Below are 17,882 nucleotides of genomic sequence, written 5' to 3'. Positions count from 1 at the left end.
GGCGATTCGCGGCTTCCGGTGGAGGCACTGGCCTGCGCAACCGTCATGATGACGGGGTGCAGATCCTGTCCATCCAGTCGTCGGTCGCCTACGGCCACGTCGGCAACTCGGCGGCCGTGTTCCCTCTCCAGCGCCTCGGCCACGATGTCTGGCCGGTGCTGACCGTCCATTTCTCCAACCACACCGGGTACGGCGCGTGGCGCGGGCCGCTGCTGGCGCCGGCCGACGTCGCCGAGGTGATCGCCGGCATCGCCGAGCGTGGGGTCCTCGGCAGTGCCGACGCCGTGCTCTCGGGCTATCAGGGCGACCCGGCGATGGGTGCGGTGATCCTCGACGCGGTGGAGAAGGTGAAGGCGGCCAACCCGGACGCGGTCTACTGCTGCGACCCGGTGATGGGCGACGTCGGCCGGGGCATGTTCGTCCGACCGGGCATCCCGGAGTACCTGCGCGACGAGGTCGTCCCGCGAGCCGACATCATCACCCCCAACCAGTTCGAGCTGGACTTCCTCGCCGGCCGTACGACGACGTCGCTCGCGGAACTGCTGGAGGCGGTCGACGTCGTCCGCGCCACGGGGCCGTGCCACGTTCTGGTCACCAGTGTGCTCCACGGTGACGTCCCGCAGGGGTCGCTGGAGGTGGTGGCCGTCTCCGACCAGGGCGCCTGGGTGGTGACCACCCCCCTGCTGCCGATCAGCCCGAACGGTGGCGGCGACGTCACCGCGGCGCTGTACCTGGCTCACCTGTTCACGACCGGCTCGCCTGCCTTGGCGCTGGAGCGCACCACCGCCTCGATCTTCGCGGTCTTCGAGGCCACCCTGGCGGCGGGCACACGGGAGCTCCAGCTGATCGCCGCCCAGGACGTGATCGCCGACCCGCCGGCGCGGTTCGCCGCCCGGCGGCTGCGCTGAGACATCGCAGCCCCTGGACCCACGCCGGGCCAGGTCGACCTGCGTCGGCAGGATAGCGTCCAGGCGGTGCGTACTCCCTCCGGACCCGCCGCCCTGACCACGACCGAACGGGCGGTCGACGCCCGCTTCCGCGCGATCCTGGCACGGCTGCCCCGGCGCGGAGCGGCCGGCTGGCTGACCGAGTTCGCGGTCTTCGGGCTCAAACAGGCCTGGGCGTGCGTGTTCGGCGCCGCGATGCTGGCGGTCATCCTCGCGGCGCATCTCTGGTACCCGCAAGACGCGGCACTCGCCCGCAACGACGTGCTGACTCTCGCCGCGGTCGCCATCCAGATCGCCATGGTCGCCGGACGCCTGGAAACACTACGCGAACTGCGGGTGGTGATTCTGTTCCACCTCGTCGGCACGGTGATGGAGGTGTTCAAGACTCACGTCGGCTCGTGGTCGTACGCCTCCGACGGCGTGCTGCGGCTCGGTGGGGTGCCCCTGTTCAGCGGCTTCATGTACGCCGCGGTCGGCTCCTACATGGTGCGGGTCAACCGTTGTTCGACCTGCGTTTCGCGCGCTACCCGAAGCGCTGGACGACAGCCGTGGTCGCCGCGGCGATCTACGCCAACTTCTTCACCAACCACTACCTCTTCGACGCCCGGTGGCTGCTCGTCACCGTCGTCGCGCTCGTGTTCGGACGCTGCGTCATGCACTTCCGGATATTCCGGTTCCGGTGGCGCATGCCGCTCCTGCTGGCCTTCCTCCTGGTCGCCTTCTTCATCTGGCTGGCCGAGAACATCGCCACCTGGTCGAACGCGTGGCTCTACCCGAGCCAGCTCGACGGTTGGCACCCGGTGTCACCGGAGAAGCTCGCGTCGTGGTTCCTCCTCATGATCATCTCGGTCGTGATGGTCACCTGGATCTCGCCGCCCCAGCCGCCCGACGGTCATCTGGCCGAGTGACGGAAACAGGACACATCGGAGTGGCCGGCCACCCACATCAAATATCAGATTCCTGATGTGTCGGGCGCGAATCGCCCGGCCAGGACAGCCGCCGCGCAGAGGAACGAACCGGCCTGCGCAGAATTGACGTAGCCTGGATACCAGCTGTCACCAAGGCGAGTCACCCCGCACTTCCGGTAGCGACCATCCACAGAGATGGGAGGGATATCGTGTCCCAGGCATGGAAGACCGCCACCATCATCATCGCGACGGCTGTCATTCTCTCCACGCCACTGGTCTGGCTGTTGGGAAATCCCGACAAGGGCCAGATGGTGGGCGCATCGGTCCAGGCCGGGGCCGGGGTCCTGGCACTGCTGTGGGGGCTGTTCCAGCGGACCGCCGGCGGCCCGAACGATCGGGCATCCCGGACCGGCGAAGGCACCGGCCGGTCAGGTGGCCGTGTCGTCACCGGCGTACGCAGGCCCGGCGGCAAGGGCACGGGCTCAAGCCGGGCCAGCCGGACGGGCAAGGCGACTGCGGTCGGCAAGGGCAGCAGCGCCACGACCGGCATCGACTACGGCGACTGAACGGCTTTCGGACACCACGTATGGCCCACATGGACGGTACGCCGGAGCCTACGGTGCATGTCGCGGAGACAGGTGACGCCGAGGCTCGTGACGGCGGCAGGGCGGTGACCGGGTTCCTCGGCCGCCGGGCACAGCCACCCGTGGCCCGGGTGGAGGTGTCCGACACCGGACCCGCCATCGCGCTCGACGGCGGCCTGGCGGTCAGCGGCTACGCACACATCGAGAGTCTGACTCTGGTCCACCAACGTCCCCGCACTCCGGTCACCTGGCCGCTCCGCGTCGGTGACCTGCCCCGCGAGGCCGACTTCTTCCAGGCCCGTGCGGCCTTGACCGAACTCGGGTCGGCTCCTGACCGGGTACGGATCGTCACCGGCATGGGCGGTGTGGGCAAGTCCCAACTGGCTGCCCGCTACGCCCGACAGCGCTGGGATGCGGGCGAACTCGACCTGCTCGTCTGGGTGCCGGCCGGGCGCGCCGAGTGGATCCAGTCCGCGTACGCCAACGCGTGGCTCGACATCGACGACGCAGCCCCGGGCATGGACCTGGCGGAGGCCGCGACCCGGTTCCTCCGCTGGCTGAGCGAGGACCACGGCAAGCGGTGGCTGATCGTCCTGGACGACGTCACCCACCCGTCGGACCTGTCCGCGTTGTGGCCGCCGTCCACCCCGCTCGGCCAGACGGTGCTCACCACCCGCAACCGGGACGCAGCCCTGCTGGGTCCCGGCCGCCAGCGCATCGACCTCAGCGTGTACAGCCCGGACGAGGCGGTGTCCTATCTGCGGTCACGCCTCGCGTACTACGGCCGCACCGACGACCTCCACCAGGTCGCTCTGCTCGCGGCTGACTTCGGCTACCTGCCGCTCGCCCTGGCGCAGGCCGTGCCCTACATGGTGAACAAGCGACTGGACTGCACGGCCTACCGCGCGCGCCTCGCCGACCACGGACGCACCCTCACCCGGCTGCTGCCCGGCCCACGCGCCCTGCCCGACGACCAGAAGATCACCCTCGCGGCGGCGTGGTCGCTGTCGATCGAACTCGCCGACGAACTGGAGCCGGCCGGTCTCGCCCGACCCTTGCTCGATGTGGCCGCCATGCTCAGCCCGGACGGGATCCCGGCTGCCGTTCTGACCAGCGAGCCCGTTCTGCGGTACCTGGACGGTCCGGACCTGCCGGTCGACGACCTGTCCGACGCGTTGTTGAACCTGCATCAGCTCAGTCTGGTGGAGTACTCGCCGGGCTCGGTCCGGCACACCCTACGCGTCCACCGGGTCCTTCAGAGATCCGTGCGCGACGGTGTCGGCGCCCAGAACCGCGTCCGGCTCGCCCGAGCCACGGCCGACGCCCTGGCACACGCGTGGCCGCAGCCGGGTCTCGACCTGCCCCTGGCCCACGTACTGCGGGCCAACCTCGACGCGCTTGCCGAGCACAGCGAGAGCGCGCTGTACGTGGACGGCGTACACCCGGCGGTGCTCAGCTCCGGCCGCGCGCTCGGTGAGGCCCGACTCAGCGACTCCGCCCGCGCGTACTTCGAACGAGTGGCCGCGCGGGCCGCCGCGGCACTGGGACCGGACCACCCCGACACCTTCACCGCCCGGCACGAGTTGATCCGCTGGCAGGGACGTGGCCTGCGAGACGCCGGTGTGACCCGCGAAGCGTTCCGCGCCCTGCTGGCCGACCGCGTCCGGGTGCAGGGCCCTGACCACCCCGACACCCTGGCCACCCGTCACGAACTGGCCCGTTGGCAAGGGCTCGCAGGTGATGCCGCCGGCGCCCGGGACGCGCTGGAGGAGTTGCTGGCCGACCAGGTCCGTGTGCTTGGCGCGGACCGCCCCGACATCCTGACCACTCGGGGCAACCTCGCCCGATGGCAGGGCCGCGCAGGCGACGCGGCCGGCGCGATCGCGACCCTCCGCAGCCTCGTCGCCGACCGGTCACGCGTGTGGGGCCCGGACGACCCCCGCACGTTGATCGCCCGGATCGAGTTGGCGCACTGGCAGGGCATGGTCGGCGACGCCGGAGCTGCGGCGTCCACACTTGCCGAGCTGGCGGCGGTCAGCGCCCGCGTGCTCGGCCCGGACCATCCGCGTACCCTGTCGGTGCGAGGCACCCAGGCGATGTGGACCGGTCGTTCCGGCGACGCCGCAGGCGCCGCGGCCACGCTCGCCGACCTGGCCGCGAACCAGGAAGCGGTACTCGGTGCCGACCACCCGGACACCCTGGGCACTCGTAGCGCCGCGGCTCACTGGCGCGGCAAGTCCGGGGACGCCTCGGCTGCGGCGGAGCAGCTTGCCGATCTCGTCTCCGACCTGGTCGTCCTGTTCGGGCCGGACCACCCCGACACGCTCACCGCACGCAACAACCTGGCGTCGTGGCGGGGTAAGGCCGGCGACTCACGAGGCGCGGCCGCCGCGCTCGCGGACGTGGTGGACAGCCGGACGCGGACCCTCGGCCCGCGATCACCCGACGACGCTGTCCAGTCGTGCGAGCCTGGCCTACTGGCGCGGCCGGGCACGGGACGCGCGCGGCGCGGCGGACGCCTACGCCGACGTTCTCTCCGATCAGCAGCGCGTGCTGGGACCCAGACATCGCACCACCCTGTCCACCCAGAGGAACCTCGCCGACTGGCTCGGACGCGCGGGCGACGGCCGGGCAGCGGTCACAGTCCTCGAGGAACTCCTGCGACTCCAGCTAGACCTGCTCGGGCCCCGGCACCGCGACACCATGAAGACACGCAAGGACCTCGGCCACTGGCAGGCCCGCAGCGGCGACATCGCCGCCGCGTTGAAGACCATGGCCGACCTGGTGGACGACCGCATCGCCGTCAACGGTCCCGATCACCTCGACACGCTGCAGGCGCGCAAGGAACTCGCCCACTGGCGGGGGCGCTCCGGGGACGCCGCAGGCGCCGTGACCGCCTTCACCGACCTTCTGCGCGACCTGGAACGGGTTCTCGGCCCTGATCACCCCCGCGTCCTCACCTCCCGCCGCAACCTGGGCTTCTTCCACGGCAAGGCCGGCGCCCCCGCGACCGCTGTGACCATCCTGACCGAGGTGCTGAAGGACCAGGTCCGCCTCCTCGGCCCTGACCATCGCGACACCGAGGTGACCCGGACCTACCTCGCCGAGTGGCGCGCTGCGCTGAACGGGCCGCCCAGCAGCACGTCAGAGAGGTGAGACGTGCCCGCAGGTGGAACTCTTCAGACCCACCTCCCCTCCCGGACGTGCCGATGACTCTTCGGCTCGTCGGCGGTCTACCAGACTGATCCTCAGCTGAAGGAGGCCCATGGCCAAGCTGCTGTACTCGGCGACGGCGTCACTCGACGGTTACCTCGCCGGCCCGGGCGGCGACATGTCCTGGCTGACCGAGCACCTCACGGGCGACAACCCGACGGCGGAGCGTCTGCTGGCCGCCGTCGGCGCGATCCTGGCCGGCAACGCCACCTTCGGCGGCGACGACCCGAACCGCGGCACCGACAGCGAGGGCGCGTTCGGCGGCCGGTACCACGGCCCGACGTTCGTTCTCACCCACCGGCCACCGGCCGAGCCACCGAAGGGCGTCACCTTCGTCAGCGACCTGCACAGCGCCGTCGCCCAGGCCAAGGAAGCCGCCGGCGACAGGTACGTGAACATCCTCGGCGCGAACGTCGCCCAGCAGTGCATCCGGGCCGGACTGCTCGACGAGATCCTGATCTTCTTCGCCCCGGTGCTGCTCGGCGACGGGGTGCGCATCTTCGACCACCCCGGCGGCACCAGGGTGCGGCTGGCACCGGTGGCCGACGAGACGGCGCACTGGTACCGCGTCATCTACTGAGTACACAACCTGGTCGGCGGCTCCTGCTCACCACCGCTGCACGTAGGCAGCCCGCCACTGCGGCGAGGGGTCCGAACCCAGAGCCGTCCAGTACTCCCGACCGTCGACGATCTTCCCGTCGCGCACCGTCCAGAACGAGGCCACTCGGTGGACCCCCATCGTGTCGTGGGGGACTTCCACCTCGGACACCACGGTTTCGCCGTCTGCCACGATCCGGAGCACTCTGATCGCCCACCCCTCCGGATACTCGGCATTGATCGTCACGTAGTTGTCGCGACCCACGATCCGCTCAGCGCTGACCGGCCATTCCACCGCCAGGTCGTCCGCCAGCAACTCGCCGAGCCCTACCCAGTCACGGGCCTGCATACGATCCCAGAACTCCTGAACGATCTTCGTCGGTTCCATGAGCGCATCGTGGCAGGGCCCACCGACAAGGCGCGGCCCTGCGTGGCAGGCCGGTTGCCGGAGGCAGGTGACACATCCGGCTTGACCGGCGTGCGCCTCACCCCGTCGCCGGGAACGCGGACGACCCGACGGGTGCCTCACTGTTCCCGTCTCGGCTCGCCACCCGCAACGGGCAGCCCGTGTCGACGCGCGCGACAAGGTCGGCCCGCAGCGCGGCGAGTTCGGCCATCCGGGCGTCGATCACGTCGATCTTCTCCCTGAACAGCGCCGACAGCGCCTGCGCGGTGTCGGGCGCGTCGCGCAGGCGCGCGCAGTTGGCCGCGATCTCCGCCAGCGAGAAGCCGAGCGTCTGCGCCGTGCGGATGTAGTGCAGCCACGCCACCACCTCGGGTGGAAAGTCGCGATAGCCGTTGGGTAGCCGTCGGCCCTCGACGAGGCCGAGTTTCTCGTAGAACCGGATGGTGTCCGTGCTCATGCCCGCTTGCGCGGCCAGATCCCCGATACGCATGACGCTCCGCAGGCTCGTGGGCTTGACCTTGGAGCTTACTCCAAGGTTTACCGTCAGGCGCCCCGCAGTCGGACACCAGGAGCCCTCGTCGTGATTCCACGTCTCCTCCCCTCCCGCCCCGCCTACCTGCGCCTCGTCCGCGCGAGCGCCTGGTACGACCTCGTCGTCACGGCAGGTTTCGTGACACCGTGGACGTACGTACTGCTGCACGACGCGCTGTCCCACCTGGGTGACGCACTCGGACTGGGCGCCCTGCCCACCCCTGATCCGATGCAGACCCTGTACGCGAACCTGATGGGATCGGTCGTGGTCGTCTGGGCGTTGTTGCGCATCCTCCATACGCAGCCCGTGCACGGACTGTTCGATGGCATCGCGCGTGCGCTGTTCGCGATGTGGCAGGCGTACGCGCTGGCGCACGGCGCCACCCGGATGCTGTGGCTGTTCCTCGTCGTCGAGGCGGCATTCGGCCTCGTCCAACTCCTGCCCTGGTGGAGGTTCCGGCGACCGGCCCGTCGGACGAGCTGACCGGTCCGGTCGCTGCCGCGGCCTGGGACGAACGACCGGCCATGGCGTTCCCGCGAGACATCACCAGCGGGACACGCCATGGCCGATCGTCACCGATGCCGATCCGTCCGGCCACGCGACGGGGACGAGCCGGCGTCCCTCACGCGGAGAGGGTCACCACCGGATCGTGATCGTGCACGACGGCGGCCACAGCTTGCACCTGAAGGTGATGGTGACCGAGCTCTTCCGGCTCGTGAACTCCACCGTGGGCGTCTCGGTGCCGGCCTTATCGGCGAGGTCGGCGATGGTCGTCTCGTCGGTCAGGTCCTCCGTCACGTAGAGCGGCTTGCCGTCCACGGAGACCGCGGCCTGGTCCGGGGCCACCGGCTCGGACATGCCGGCCGCCTCGAGGATGTACTTGACCTCCCCGGTCCGCAGGTCCCCCGCCCGTCCGTCGATCACCGCCTCGTCGACCGTGGCCACGCCGGCGGCGTCGACACTGATCACGTCGGCGACGGCGTCGGCCTCGGAGTCGAAGGGAAACCACCCGAAGCGCCACTCCCCGTCGCGGCAGTGGAACAGCCCGAACGTGCTGCCCTCGGGCACGTAGGTGATGGTGACGTTGCCCTTGTCGTCGGTGTTCTCCACGGCACAGTCGCCCGGGTTCGGTGGCGTGGGCTTGTCGTCCTGAGCCAACGCCACGCCCGGCGCGGACAACAGCACCGCAGCGACCACGCCGAGCGCCACCAGTCCTGCTCTCAGCCTACCGACCATGTTGCCTCCTCTGCTCATGACCGGGCGACGCCCGGCCGCTGCGGCCACCATCACCGCACGGCCTGAGGTGAAGCTGATGTCGACCTGAGACGCGCACACACGCCCGGCCGGACCGGGGTCGCCGTCACTCGTCCGAACCCGCAGGCCCAGACGGAAACGTCGGAAATCCGACAGTTCTGGCCCGGATTCTCGACACCTGCCCGCAGGCGATGTCGGTAGCCTCTGCTCCCGCGGCCAGGTCAGGGGGGTGGCTGGATGCAGGTACGGCTGCTTGGACCGGTCGACGTGACCGTGCGCGACGTCGTCCGACCGGTGCGCGGCCTGCGACGCAAGGCACTGCTCGCCGCACTGGCGCTGCACGCCGGTCACCCCGTCGACGCCGACCGGCTCATCGAGATCGTCTGGGACGGCAGGCCGCCCTCGACAGCGTCGAACTCCCTGCAACGCCACGTGTCCTACCTGCGTGGCGACCTCGGCGCCCGGGAGACGATCACGGCCTCCCTGCACGGCTACGTCCTCGACCTGCCCGGCGAGGGCACCGATGTCGACGTCGCCGAGCGCCTCGTGCGCGAGAGCAGAGACCCCGGGGACCCGGCCGGCAACGCCGCCCGGCTACGCACGGCTCTCGCACTGTGGCGGGGTCGGCCACTGGCGGATGTCAGCAGCCTCAGCTGGATGAACGAACAGGCCGAACGCCTGACCCGCATCGAGCTGGAAGCCGTCCAGGCACTCGTCGACGCCCGCCTCGCACTGGGTGAGCACGCACCGCTCGTACCCGACCTGGAGCGCCTGGCCGGCCGGCATCCGTACCACGAGCAGATACACCACAAGCTGATGCTGGCGCTGTACCGCAGCGGACGCCAGGCGGAGGCCCTGAACACCTACCAGCGGCTGCGCACCACACTCGCCGACGAGCTGGGCATCCATCCGAGCCGGGAGCTGCGCGAGCTCGCCGCCGCCATCCTCCGGCAGGACGCCACCCTCGACCCGCCGGCGGCACCGGTGCGCCTCACCTCCACGCCGACGGCAGGTCCGGTGCCGGCACAGCTTCCGGTGCCGGCACGGGGCTTCACCGGGCGCCGTCGCGAGCTCGCCCAACTCGACGAACTGCTCGGGGCCGCGCAGGCAGCACACCGAACCGGGTCCGCCACCACGGTCGTCGTCGTGCTGTCCGGCACCGCCGGCGTCGGTAAGACCACCTTCGCCACGCACTGGGCACACCAGACAGCCGGGCGGTTCCCCGACGGGCAGCTGTACGTCAACCTTCACGGATTCGACGCCAACGGAGCGTTGACCTCTCCGGCCGCCGCGATCCGCGGGTTCCTGGACGCGTACGGGGTGCCGGCGCAGCAGATCCCCGCCGGGCTGGCCGCTCAATCCGCCCTCTACCGCAGCGTGCTGGCCGGCAAACGGACCCTCGTCGTCCTCGACAACGCGCGCGACGCCGAACAGGTCCGTCCCCTGCTGCCCGCCGCGCCCGGGTGCCTGGTGCTGATCACCAGCCGTAATCAGCTCACCCCTCTGGTCGCCAGCGAGGGCGCCCATCCGCTGGTCCTGGACCTGCTGCCCCCGCAGGACGCGCGGGACCTGCTGGCCCGGCGCATCGGCGCGGCCCGGGTCGCCGCCGAGCCGGCCACCGTCGACGACATCATCGCCCAGTCGGCGCGGCTGCCCCTGGCACTGGCCATCGTCGCCGCGCGCGCCGCCACCCGGCCCGCCTTCCCACTCGCTGCCCTGGCCGCCGAACTCCGCCAGGCCGCGGACGGCCCGGACACCGATCTCGGCCCCTTCCACGCCGGTGACCCGGCCACCGACATGAGGGCCGTCTTCTCCTGGTCCTACCGCACCCTGTCCCCTCGGGCAGCCCGGCTGTTCCGACTCCTGGGTCTGCACCCTGGACCGGACATCACCGTTCCCGCCGTGGCCAGCCTGGCCGGACTTCCCACGGCGCAGATCCGGGAGCTGCTGACCGAGCTGACCCGGACACACCTGCTCACCGAACACGCGCCCGGCCGGTACACCTTCCACGACCTGCTCCGCGCGTACGCGCGGGAACTGGCCGGCATCCGCGACAGCGCCGAGGACCGCCACCACGCCCAGCACCGGATGTTCGACCACTACCTGCACAGCGCCGACTCCGCCGCCCGCCGGCTGGACCCGCACCGGGAAACGATCATCCCCGGCCCGCCCCACCCGGACGTGCTTGCGGAGACGTTCGCCGGCTACGGGCCCGCACTCGCCTGGTACACCGCGGAGAAGGCGATCCTGACCGCCACCATCGAGCAGGCCGCCCGCTGCGGCTTCGACGGACACAGTTGGCGGCTGGCCTGGACCCTGTTCGACTTCCTCGACATCCACGGCTACTGGCACGACCTGATCACGGTCCAGAGCGTCGCGCTCGCCTCCGCCCGACGTCTGGCCGACGGCCGCGGGCAGGCGCACGCCCACTGGGGGCTCGCCCGCGCCCACGCGCAACTGACCGGCAACGACGAGGCCCTCACCCACTTCCAGCACGCCCTGGCACTGTTCGAGCAGACCGGCGACCGGACCAGTCAGGCACACACCCAGCTCAACCTCGCCTGGGCCAACGACCGGGAGGGCCGCTACGCGCAGGCACTTCTTCACGCACGGGAGGCGACCGCGCTCTACGAGGCCATCGGCGACCTGGCCGGGCAGGCGGACGGTCACAACGCCATCGGCTGGTACCTGACCCACCTCGGCGAGCATGAGCAGGCGCTCACCTACTGTCGGCAGTCACTCACCCTGCACGAGGAGACCGGCGACCAGCGCGGAATCACCCAGGCCTGGGACAGTCTCGGCTACGTCCACACCAACCTCAGCGAGTTCGATCAGGCAGCCGACTGCTATCAGCGGGCACTCGACCTGATCCGACAACTGCGTATCCGCTATGACGAGACCATCGTGCTGACCCACCTCGGCGACTCACGCCACGCCGCGGGGGACGTCCCCGGGGCCCGCCTCGCCTGGCGACACGCTCTGACCATCCTCGACGAGCTCCAGCACCAGGACGCCGCCGCGGTCCGCACCAAACTTCACCAGCTCGCGGTGGCAACCCGGCCGACGGACGACTCCGGCAGGACGACCGTGGTGAACCGGTCCTGACAGCCGCCCCGGCCGCACGTTGTGCTGTCGGCCCTTCACATCTCTGGTGGTGGCCGCGAACTCCTGCGGCCCCGACGTCGAGGCCTACGTGCTCTTCAGCGACCGCTGTATCCGAACCCGCCGATCCGGCGTGCCGAGCGCGCCGCCGGGCCCGTCGGCCGGCCGACGCGGGCGATGTGGAGCAGACGCTGCGGCGCCACGTCCAGCAGAGCGCCCAACGCGGTACGGGTGGCGGGCGCGTCGATGAGCTGGCTCAGCGGATGCGCCGCCAGCCCGGCCGCGTGCAGGGTCAGCCAGACCCGCATCAACACCCGGCCGAACCCGATCTGCGCCGCGTCGTCCATCCCGGGCGGCCCGACCAGGACGATCGCCGCGCCGCCGAGCGCGAGCGGGTTGCCGGCGGCTGCGGCGAGCAGCCGGGGCAACCCCAGCCGGCGCAGCGCCGGGTACGCCGCCAACGCCGCCCGCAGTCCGGTCGCCTCGACCGGGGACAGGCCGAGGCACCGTCCGGTCAGCCCGTCGGCCCGGTAGTCCGGGTGCGCCGGGGTGAGCCGCAGCCACGACCGCAGCTCGCCGACCACCGCCGGATCGGCGTACAGTTGCTGGTCCGCGACTCTGAGCAGCCGCGCCAGCAGGTCGGCGTCCGGGACGACCCGGACCGATCCGCCCGCCTGCCGGGCGACGGCGTCGACGGTCTCGATCACCTGGGCGTCCGGGCCGGCCGAGAATCGGCCCCGGTGGGTGCGCCGGGCCTGCACCTGCGCCGCGCTGAAGGGACTGTCGTAGCGGCGCCGGGCAGCGCGCAGCCAGCCGACCCAGCGGTCCTGGGCGCAGTGGTCCGCGACGAACTCCATCGGCACTGCGAGGTCGGCGGCGACGATCAGACAGGTCTCGACGAACGCGCCGAGGGACAGTCTCAGGTCCCGGCCGGTGGGATCGGCAGCCGGCAGGGTGTCCGCCGGGTCCCACCCGACCCGAACAGTCCCGGGCCGGTAGTCGAGCCGCCAGGGCTGGGTGTTGTGTGCGCTCGGCGCCCGCCAGCACAGCGGCTCCAGGATGCGCAGTGCGTCGACGTCCACCTACAGCGCCTTCTCGTAGAAGGTGTACCCGTGCAACGGTCGGCCGCCCAGCGCCCGGTACTGCGCGGCCGAGGCCGGGTTGTCCCGCCCGACGTAGGTGCTGCGCAGCGTGGTGTAGCCACCGGTGTGCAGGTTGCGACGCAGCTCGGCCGAGAGCAGCCGCTGGTATCCGCGCCCCTGGTACCGCGGCGACACACCCTTGACGATCAGCACCGCCTCCCGCCGGTAGCGACGCCGGGTCGCCAGCAGCCGCAGCTGGTTGACCGGGTGCAGGTCGCCCCGGACACCGACCACGTACTCGCTGATGTCCGGGACGCACAACACGAACGCCACCGGCTGTCCCGCCCTGGTCAGGTAGAGCAGCAACGACTCGTCCAACAGGTACGCCAGCCCGTCGGTCTGCCGGCGCAGCTGCCGGGCGGAGATCTCGGTGTAGTAGCCGAGCTGGGCGAACGACGCGTTCAGCAGCTCCCGCAACAGGTCGAGCTGCTCGTCGAGCCGACGGACGTCGCCCCGGTGCACCCGTAGTTCCGCACCGTCCGGCTCGGTTCGCCCGACGGAGTCCTCGCCGCCGTCGGCGGGGACCGGGCAGATCCAGGTGTCCGACTCGAACCGCCGGTGGAATCCGTACGACTCGTAGGCGGGCACGTACCGCGGCGGGTTCCAGGCGCTGTCGATGAAGCCCCGGTCGGCGTACCCGGAGGTGATGACTCCGCCGGCCTGGTTGGGCAGCAACGCCACCGGACCGAAGAGCGCCTGGCGGTCGTCGGCGGCGCGGGCGGTGAGCGCCTCGAACAGCGGCCGCGCCGCCGGCGCGGTGAACTCGGTGAGCCCGAACAACTGGCAGCGGCGGCCGAGTTTCGCGTCGAAGGCGGCGTCGGTGTGCAGCGTGCTGCGGCCCACCACCGCACCGGAGGCGTCCCGCAGCACGTACATCGGCACGCCGTCGCGCCACCACCGCCGGATCTGCTGGCGCGGGGTGGGCACGTGGCGCGGCTCGCCGGCGTACACCCGGTCGGTGAGCGCGACGAATTCGCGCAGGCCGCGCCGGTCGACGACCCGCTCGAAGCGGTGGGTGGTCATCGCCGCACCGCCGGTCCGGTGGTCTCCGAGGCCAGCGGGGTGAAGGTCGGAATGTGCGCCATGTCGGGGGACTCGGCCCGCCACACCCCGTTGGAGTAGCCGTCGGGTTCGGCGGTGTAGAGCCGGATGAAGCCGCCGGTCGCATTGCGGTTGCCGTCGGTGACCCAGACCATCAGCCTGCGGTGCTGCCGGGACCGCGCGAACCGCAGCATGGCGTCGCGGTCGGCGAAGAACGCGATCGTGCCGAGGGTGAACGGGAACTGCCAGTAGACCGTGTGCCAGCGGTATCCGCGCATGCGGCGCAGGTCGCGGACCATCCGCAGCCAGGCCGGGAGAAGCCGCAGGATCGCCAGTGGGCCGCGGTAGCGGGTCGCGCCGACGAACATGGCGCCGGCCCGGGCCTGCGCCGGGGCCTGGGAGAAATCACGGGTACGCATCACTCAGCCCACCAGGTAGACGTTCTTGATCTTCTGCTGTCCGGCGAACGGGCCGCTGCCCGGCTCGTGCAGCTCGACACGAAGGTCGCCGGCGGTCGGGTCCTCGGTCAGCGACTGCGCGAAGTCACGGGAGACCGCCGCGAGGTGCCGCCGCACCCCGGTCCGGCAGGCGGCGGCGAGGGCGTCGCGGTCCGCCTCGGGCAGCGGGCGTCGCAGTTCGAGGTGGATCACCGGTCGGGTCTCCAACGCGGCGTCCTCGACCAGCGTCAGGCAGAACCGGCTGATCTCGGCGGCGTACGGGTTGCCGGTGTACAGGCCATACTCGACGTCCTGCGGGTAGAGGTTGGCACCGAGGTACGACACCGTCGAGTCGCGTCGGCCGAACAGCAGCAGCACCGGCAGGGTCATCCGCTCGCTGGCCATTGCGGCGCGACACTCGGCCCAGCGTCCCGCCTCGGCCCGGGCCAGTTCGAGGATCCGCGCATAGCTGACGAGCAGCGCCTCGTCGCCGACGTTGTAGCGAAGCCGCGGCTGCAGCACGTCGGGACCGGTGACCGTGCAGAGCAACTCCCGCCGCTCGTTGGTCTCCAGGTACGTGGTCAACGGGTTGTACTGGAACACCATCGGCAGCCGTTGCTCGTCCGCGCCGAGCAGCGCCGCCCGTAGCGCGGCATCGGTGCGCAGGCGTCGCCGCAACCACACGGTGAACCGGGTCTCCGCGCCGACGCCGATGGTCAGATCCGAGGCGCCGTAGGCCGACCGTACCCGCAGGAACCGCTCCTCCAGGTAGCCGCGCAGCGCCTCGGTCATCCCCTCTCCCCCGCAGCTGGCGAAGATGCGGTAGCGCGACCAGGCGAAGCCCTCGGCGTCGAGCCGGTCGCGCAGATGCTTCAGGAACGGCGGGTACGCGGTCACCAGGTAGTCGAAGTCCGGGCCGAACTCGCGTAGCGTGTCGACGATCTTGCCGAGGTCCGGGCCGGTGTTCTTCACCACCGCGACCCGCGCCATCGCGGTACCCGTCGTCGTGCCGGTCGCCCACGCGCCCATCGAGTAGGCGTTGATGACGAACGGCCGACGCATCGGAAATACCAGGCTGGTGTAGCCGGCGATGTCCTGGTGCACCGCACGCAGTTCCCGCTCGCCGCGCGGCCAGTTGAACGGGCGGCCCGACGAGCCGGCCGACTCGTCGACCACCACGCCCCGCGCCGGCAGTCGTCCCGCCCGGCAGCGAAGGGCGGCGCTGTAGGCGACGACGTAGTTTTCCTTGTCGGTCTCCGGGAAGTCGCCGAGTCGACGGCGAACCCGTCCCGGCCGGGTGTGCAGGAAGTCGCGGTACGCCGGGACGTCCAGGGCGGCGAGCGCGCAGACCGCACGCGCGTTCGCCGCGGCGAGCCGGTCCAGCAGCGGGTGGTGGAGCCTGGCCGACCACCGCCATACCGCCGGGCGGCGACCGGCCAGCCGGACCGCCGCGCCACACACCCTGGTGAGGATCGACAGGTGTGCCCGACGCCAGCGGTCACCGGCTGTCGGGCCCGGTGACGCGACCGTTGAGGGATCGGAGTGTCGATGCGACGTCTCGGCCATGCCACGATCCTCGACGGGTCAGGCCGGGTGCACCTGAGCCGTCACACCGATCCCGTGCTGAGTATCCGGACCTAGGTGGACAGGTCGACGGCGATCAGCAGCGGGGTGCCGCCGGGATTCTCGGCCGGCCCGTGGGGCGCGCGGATCCCGGCGGCACCGCCGACGACGACGACCGATCGTCACGCCCTCCCGGGAACGAGTTCGCGGACCAGCTGCTGCACCCGGTCGCGGATGTCGTCGCGGATGGGTCGCACGGCCTCGACGCCCTTCCCGGCCGGGTCTTCGAGCTTCCAGTCCTCGTAGCGCTTGCCCGGGAAGACCGGGCAGGCGTCGCCGCAGCCCATCGTGACGATGACGTCGGAGGACTCCGCCGTCTCGTACTCCAGCAGCTTGGGGGTCTGGTCGGTGATGTCGATGCCGACTTCCCGCATCGCCTCCACGGCGGCCGGGTTGACCGTCTCGGCGGGGGCGGAGCCGGCGCTACGCACCTCGACCGCGTCGCCGGCGAGGTGTCGCAGCCAGCCGGCGGCCATCTGGGAACGGCCGGCATTGTGGACGCAGACGAACAGGACGCTGGGCTTGTCGCTCATTCTCAGGCTCCTTCTCAGCGAGTGGCCGGGTGGGCGGCGGCTGGGCGGACGGTCCGGTCGGGGCGCTTCATCGCACGGCCGACGGCGGGATGACGCCGGGGAACAGCCGACGCCGCAGGCCGAGGCTGACGTAGACCAGTGCGACCAGCACCGGCACCTCGATGAGCGGGCCGACCACACCGGCCAGGGCCTGCCCGCTGGTCACCCCGAACGTGCCGATGGCCACGGCGATCGCCAGTTCGAAGTTGTTCCCGGCGGCGGTGAACGCGAGGGTGGTGGTCCGCTCGTAGTTCAGCCCGATGGCCCGACCCAGCGCGTACGAGCCGGCCCACATGATGGCGAAGTAGGCCAGCAGCGGCACCGCGATCAGCACCACGTCCCAGGGCCGGGAGGTGATGGCGTCGCCCTGCAGGGCGAAGAGGATCACGATGGTGAACAGCAGGCCGTACAGGGCGACGGGGCCGATCCTCGGCAGGAACGTCGCCTCGTACCACTGGCGGCCCTTGGCCCGCTCCCCGAGCCGCCGGGTCAGGTAACCGGCGAGCAGCGGGATCCCCAGGAAGATCAGGACGTTGACCGCGATGTCCCAGCCGGAGACGGCCAGCTCGGCGCCGGGCAGGTCGAGCCACTGCGGCAGCAGGGTCAGGTAGAACCAGCCGAGCAGGCCGAACGCGAGGACCTGGAACACCGAGTTGAGGGCGACCAGCACCGCGGCGGCCTCCCGGTCCCCGCACGCCAGGTCGTTCCAGATGATCACCATGGCGATGCAGCGGGCCAGCCCGACGATGATCAGGCCGGTGCGGTACTCGGGCTGGTCGGCCAGGAAGATCCACGCCAGGGCGAACATCAGCGCGGGGCCGACGATCCAGTTGAGCAGCAGCGACGAGAACAGCAGCCGCCGGTCACCGGTGACGGTGTCGAGGCGGTCGTAGCGCACCTTGGCCAGCACCGGGTACATCATGATCAGCAGGCCGAGGGCGATCGGCAGGGAGATGCCGCCGATCTTCACCGCCTCCAGGGCGCTGTTCAGGCCGGGAATGAGACGTCCGAGAAGCAGGCCGGCCACCATCGCCAGGCCGATCCAGATCGGCAGGAACTGGTCGAGGCGGGACAGCCGGGCCATCACGGCGGACGACTCGGCCCCGCGCTGGTCGATGTGGGTCATGGGCACTCCCTGCGAGCCTCGGATCGGGCGCGAGCCAGTCTCGCCATGTCGGCCAGGTGTCCGGCCGCGGCTTCGAGCGCCTCGGGGACCAGGCGGTAGTAGGTGAACCGGCCGTGCGGCTCGCTGACCACCAGGCCAGCGTCGCGCAGCAACCGAAGGTGGTTGGAGATGTTCGGCTGCTTCGCCCCGGTGTCCTCCACCAGGTGGCAGGTGCAGGCAGGCCCCTCGGCGAGCAGCGCCACGATCTGCGCCCGCAACGGGTCCGCCAGCAACCTGATCACATCAGGCGACGGTGATATCAGCACGGCATGATGAAACCACGCCGAGCCGGGGCCCGTCCAACCGGCCGGGACAAGTCACACGAGATGCGACAGGCACCTCGTCCGGACAGCCCCGGG

Annotated in this window: 16 protein-coding genes and 3 pseudogenes; 9 read left to right on the top strand and 10 right to left on the bottom strand. The window is 71.1% G+C overall.

The window, feature by feature from the left end; all coding sequences use genetic code 11:
- Positions 1-56 precede the first annotated feature (56 nt).
- The 7 genes and pseudogenes from pdxY to GA0070560_RS23565 all read left to right on the top strand — a co-directional run bounded on the left by pdxY (position 57) and on the right by GA0070560_RS23565 (position 6,232).
- Entirely contained in the window at positions 57-908 is an 852-nt protein-coding gene (gene pdxY / locus GA0070560_RS23590) for a pyridoxal kinase PdxY (RefSeq protein WP_091301561.1), read from the top strand.
- Between the two features lie 66 nt (positions 909-974).
- Positions 975-1,843: pseudogene (locus GA0070560_RS23585) on the top strand (DUF817 domain-containing protein); the annotation flags it as partial.
- Between the two features lie 221 nt (positions 1,844-2,064).
- The gene (locus tag GA0070560_RS29630) at positions 2,065-2,421 is read left to right on the top strand and encodes a hypothetical protein (protein WP_170839552.1); all 357 of its coding nucleotides are present in this window, start codon (positions 2,065-2,067) and stop codon (positions 2,419-2,421) included.
- A 20-nt stretch (positions 2,422-2,441) separates the two neighbouring features.
- Positions 2,442-4,874 (top strand): annotated as a pseudogene (locus GA0070560_RS29625) (tetratricopeptide repeat protein); the annotation flags it as partial.
- A gap of 115 nt (positions 4,875-4,989) precedes the next feature.
- A pseudogene (locus GA0070560_RS30130) lies at positions 4,990-5,079 on the top strand (hypothetical protein); the annotation flags it as partial.
- A gap of 249 nt (positions 5,080-5,328) precedes the next feature.
- Entirely contained in the window at positions 5,329-5,595 is a 267-nt protein-coding gene (locus tag GA0070560_RS29620; RefSeq protein ID WP_245675675.1) for a tetratricopeptide repeat protein, read from the top strand.
- Positions 5,596-5,704: 109 nt separating this feature from the next.
- Complete coding sequence (locus GA0070560_RS23565) at positions 5,705-6,232, top strand: dihydrofolate reductase family protein (RefSeq protein ID WP_091301557.1); 528 nt, start codon at positions 5,705-5,707, stop codon at positions 6,230-6,232.
- Positions 6,233-6,259: 27 nt separating this feature from the next.
- On the opposite strand, the gene GA0070560_RS23560 is transcribed toward GA0070560_RS23565, so the two are convergent.
- Complete coding sequence (locus GA0070560_RS23560; RefSeq protein ID WP_091301554.1) at positions 6,260-6,637, bottom strand: nuclear transport factor 2 family protein; 378 nt, start codon at positions 6,635-6,637, stop codon at positions 6,260-6,262.
- A 97-nt stretch (positions 6,638-6,734) separates the two neighbouring features.
- Positions 6,735-7,145 carry a MerR family transcriptional regulator gene (locus GA0070560_RS23555; RefSeq protein WP_091301552.1) on the bottom strand — a complete coding sequence of 137 codons (411 nt, stop codon included), beginning with the start codon at positions 7,143-7,145 and terminating at the stop codon, positions 6,735-6,737.
- Between the two features lie 90 nt (positions 7,146-7,235).
- On the opposite strand from GA0070560_RS23555, the gene GA0070560_RS23550 reads away from it, so the two are divergent.
- Complete coding sequence (locus tag GA0070560_RS23550) at positions 7,236-7,670, top strand: hypothetical protein (RefSeq protein WP_170839550.1); 435 nt, start codon at positions 7,236-7,238, stop codon at positions 7,668-7,670.
- Between the two features lie 153 nt (positions 7,671-7,823).
- Here the strand turns inward: GA0070560_RS23550 and GA0070560_RS23545 are convergent, their stop codons facing one another.
- Entirely contained in the window at positions 7,824-8,423 is a 600-nt protein-coding gene (locus GA0070560_RS23545; RefSeq protein WP_139131578.1) for a hypothetical protein, read from the bottom strand.
- A gap of 255 nt (positions 8,424-8,678) precedes the next feature.
- Between GA0070560_RS23545 and GA0070560_RS23540 the strand changes: the two genes are divergently transcribed.
- Entirely contained in the window at positions 8,679-11,546 is a 2,868-nt protein-coding gene (locus GA0070560_RS23540) for an AfsR/SARP family transcriptional regulator (RefSeq protein ID WP_091301548.1), read from the top strand.
- Between the two features lie 95 nt (positions 11,547-11,641).
- Here the strand turns inward: GA0070560_RS23540 and GA0070560_RS23535 are convergent, their stop codons facing one another.
- The 7 genes from GA0070560_RS23535 to GA0070560_RS23505 all read right to left on the bottom strand — a co-directional run bounded on the left by GA0070560_RS23535 (position 11,642) and on the right by GA0070560_RS23505 (position 17,765).
- Positions 11,642-12,625 carry a nitroreductase family protein gene (locus GA0070560_RS23535; RefSeq protein ID WP_091301546.1) on the bottom strand — a complete coding sequence of 328 codons (984 nt, stop codon included), beginning with the start codon at positions 12,623-12,625 and terminating at the stop codon, positions 11,642-11,644.
- On the bottom strand, positions 12,626-13,708 hold the full coding sequence (locus tag GA0070560_RS23530; protein ID WP_091301544.1) for a GNAT family N-acetyltransferase: 1,083 nt from the start codon (positions 13,706-13,708) through the stop codon (positions 12,626-12,628). It abuts the gene before it with no gap.
- The gene (locus tag GA0070560_RS23525) at positions 13,705-14,145 is read right to left on the bottom strand and encodes a DUF4188 domain-containing protein (protein WP_091301657.1); all 441 of its coding nucleotides are present in this window, start codon (positions 14,143-14,145) and stop codon (positions 13,705-13,707) included. The genes GA0070560_RS23530 and GA0070560_RS23525 overlap by 4 nt, the downstream gene beginning before the upstream one ends.
- A 3-nt stretch (positions 14,146-14,148) precedes the next feature.
- Positions 14,149-15,624 carry a phenylacetate--CoA ligase family protein gene (locus GA0070560_RS23520; protein WP_245675674.1) on the bottom strand — a complete coding sequence of 492 codons (1,476 nt, stop codon included), beginning with the start codon at positions 15,622-15,624 and terminating at the stop codon, positions 14,149-14,151.
- Positions 15,625-15,908: 284 nt separating this feature from the next.
- Positions 15,909-16,319 carry an arsenate reductase ArsC gene (locus GA0070560_RS23515; RefSeq protein WP_091301540.1) on the bottom strand — a complete coding sequence of 137 codons (411 nt, stop codon included), beginning with the start codon at positions 16,317-16,319 and terminating at the stop codon, positions 15,909-15,911.
- Positions 16,320-16,386: 67 nt separating this feature from the next.
- Positions 16,387-17,484, bottom strand: a complete 1,098-nt coding sequence (gene arsB / locus GA0070560_RS23510) for an ACR3 family arsenite efflux transporter (protein ID WP_281185021.1) — start codon at positions 17,482-17,484, stop codon at positions 16,387-16,389.
- The gene (locus GA0070560_RS23505) at positions 17,481-17,765 is read right to left on the bottom strand and encodes an ArsR/SmtB family transcription factor (protein WP_091301537.1); all 285 of its coding nucleotides are present in this window, start codon (positions 17,763-17,765) and stop codon (positions 17,481-17,483) included. Before GA0070560_RS23505 ends, arsB begins: the two co-directional genes overlap by 4 nt.
- Positions 17,766-17,882: the final 117 nt, after the last annotated feature.

The organism is Micromonospora halophytica (assembly GCF_900090245.1).
Lineage (GTDB): Bacteria > Actinomycetota > Actinomycetes > Mycobacteriales > Micromonosporaceae > Micromonospora > Micromonospora halophytica.
The sequence above is the reverse complement of the archived record's forward strand: the minus strand, read 5'-3'. Positions and strand labels throughout refer to the sequence as shown.

Bases quoted from the DNA above. Each gene is read 5' to 3' on its own strand.
- GA0070560_RS23530 (WP_091301544.1), bottom strand. From the start codon at position 13,708: ATGACCACCCACCGCTTCGAGCGGGTCGTCGACCGGCGCGGCCTGCGC.
- GA0070560_RS23515 (WP_091301540.1), bottom strand. From the start codon at position 16,319: ATGAGCGACAAGCCCAGCGTCCTGTTCGTCTGCGTCCACAATGCCGGC.
- arsB (WP_281185021.1), bottom strand. From the start codon at position 17,484: ATGACCCACATCGACCAGCGCGGGGCCGAGTCGTCCGCCGTGATGGCC.
- GA0070560_RS23555 (WP_091301552.1), bottom strand. From the start codon at position 7,145: ATGCGTATCGGGGATCTGGCCGCGCAAGCGGGCATGAGCACGGACACC.
- GA0070560_RS23565 (WP_091301557.1), top strand. From the start codon at position 5,705: ATGGCCAAGCTGCTGTACTCGGCGACGGCGTCACTCGACGGTTACCTC.
- GA0070560_RS23540 (WP_091301548.1), top strand. From the start codon at position 8,679: ATGCAGGTACGGCTGCTTGGACCGGTCGACGTGACCGTGCGCGACGTC.
- GA0070560_RS23545 (WP_139131578.1), bottom strand. From the start codon at position 8,423: ATGGTCGGTAGGCTGAGAGCAGGACTGGTGGCGCTCGGCGTGGTCGCT.
- GA0070560_RS23525 (WP_091301657.1), bottom strand. From the start codon at position 14,145: ATGCGTACCCGTGATTTCTCCCAGGCCCCGGCGCAGGCCCGGGCCGGC.
- GA0070560_RS23560 (WP_091301554.1), bottom strand. From the start codon at position 6,637: ATGGAACCGACGAAGATCGTTCAGGAGTTCTGGGATCGTATGCAGGCC.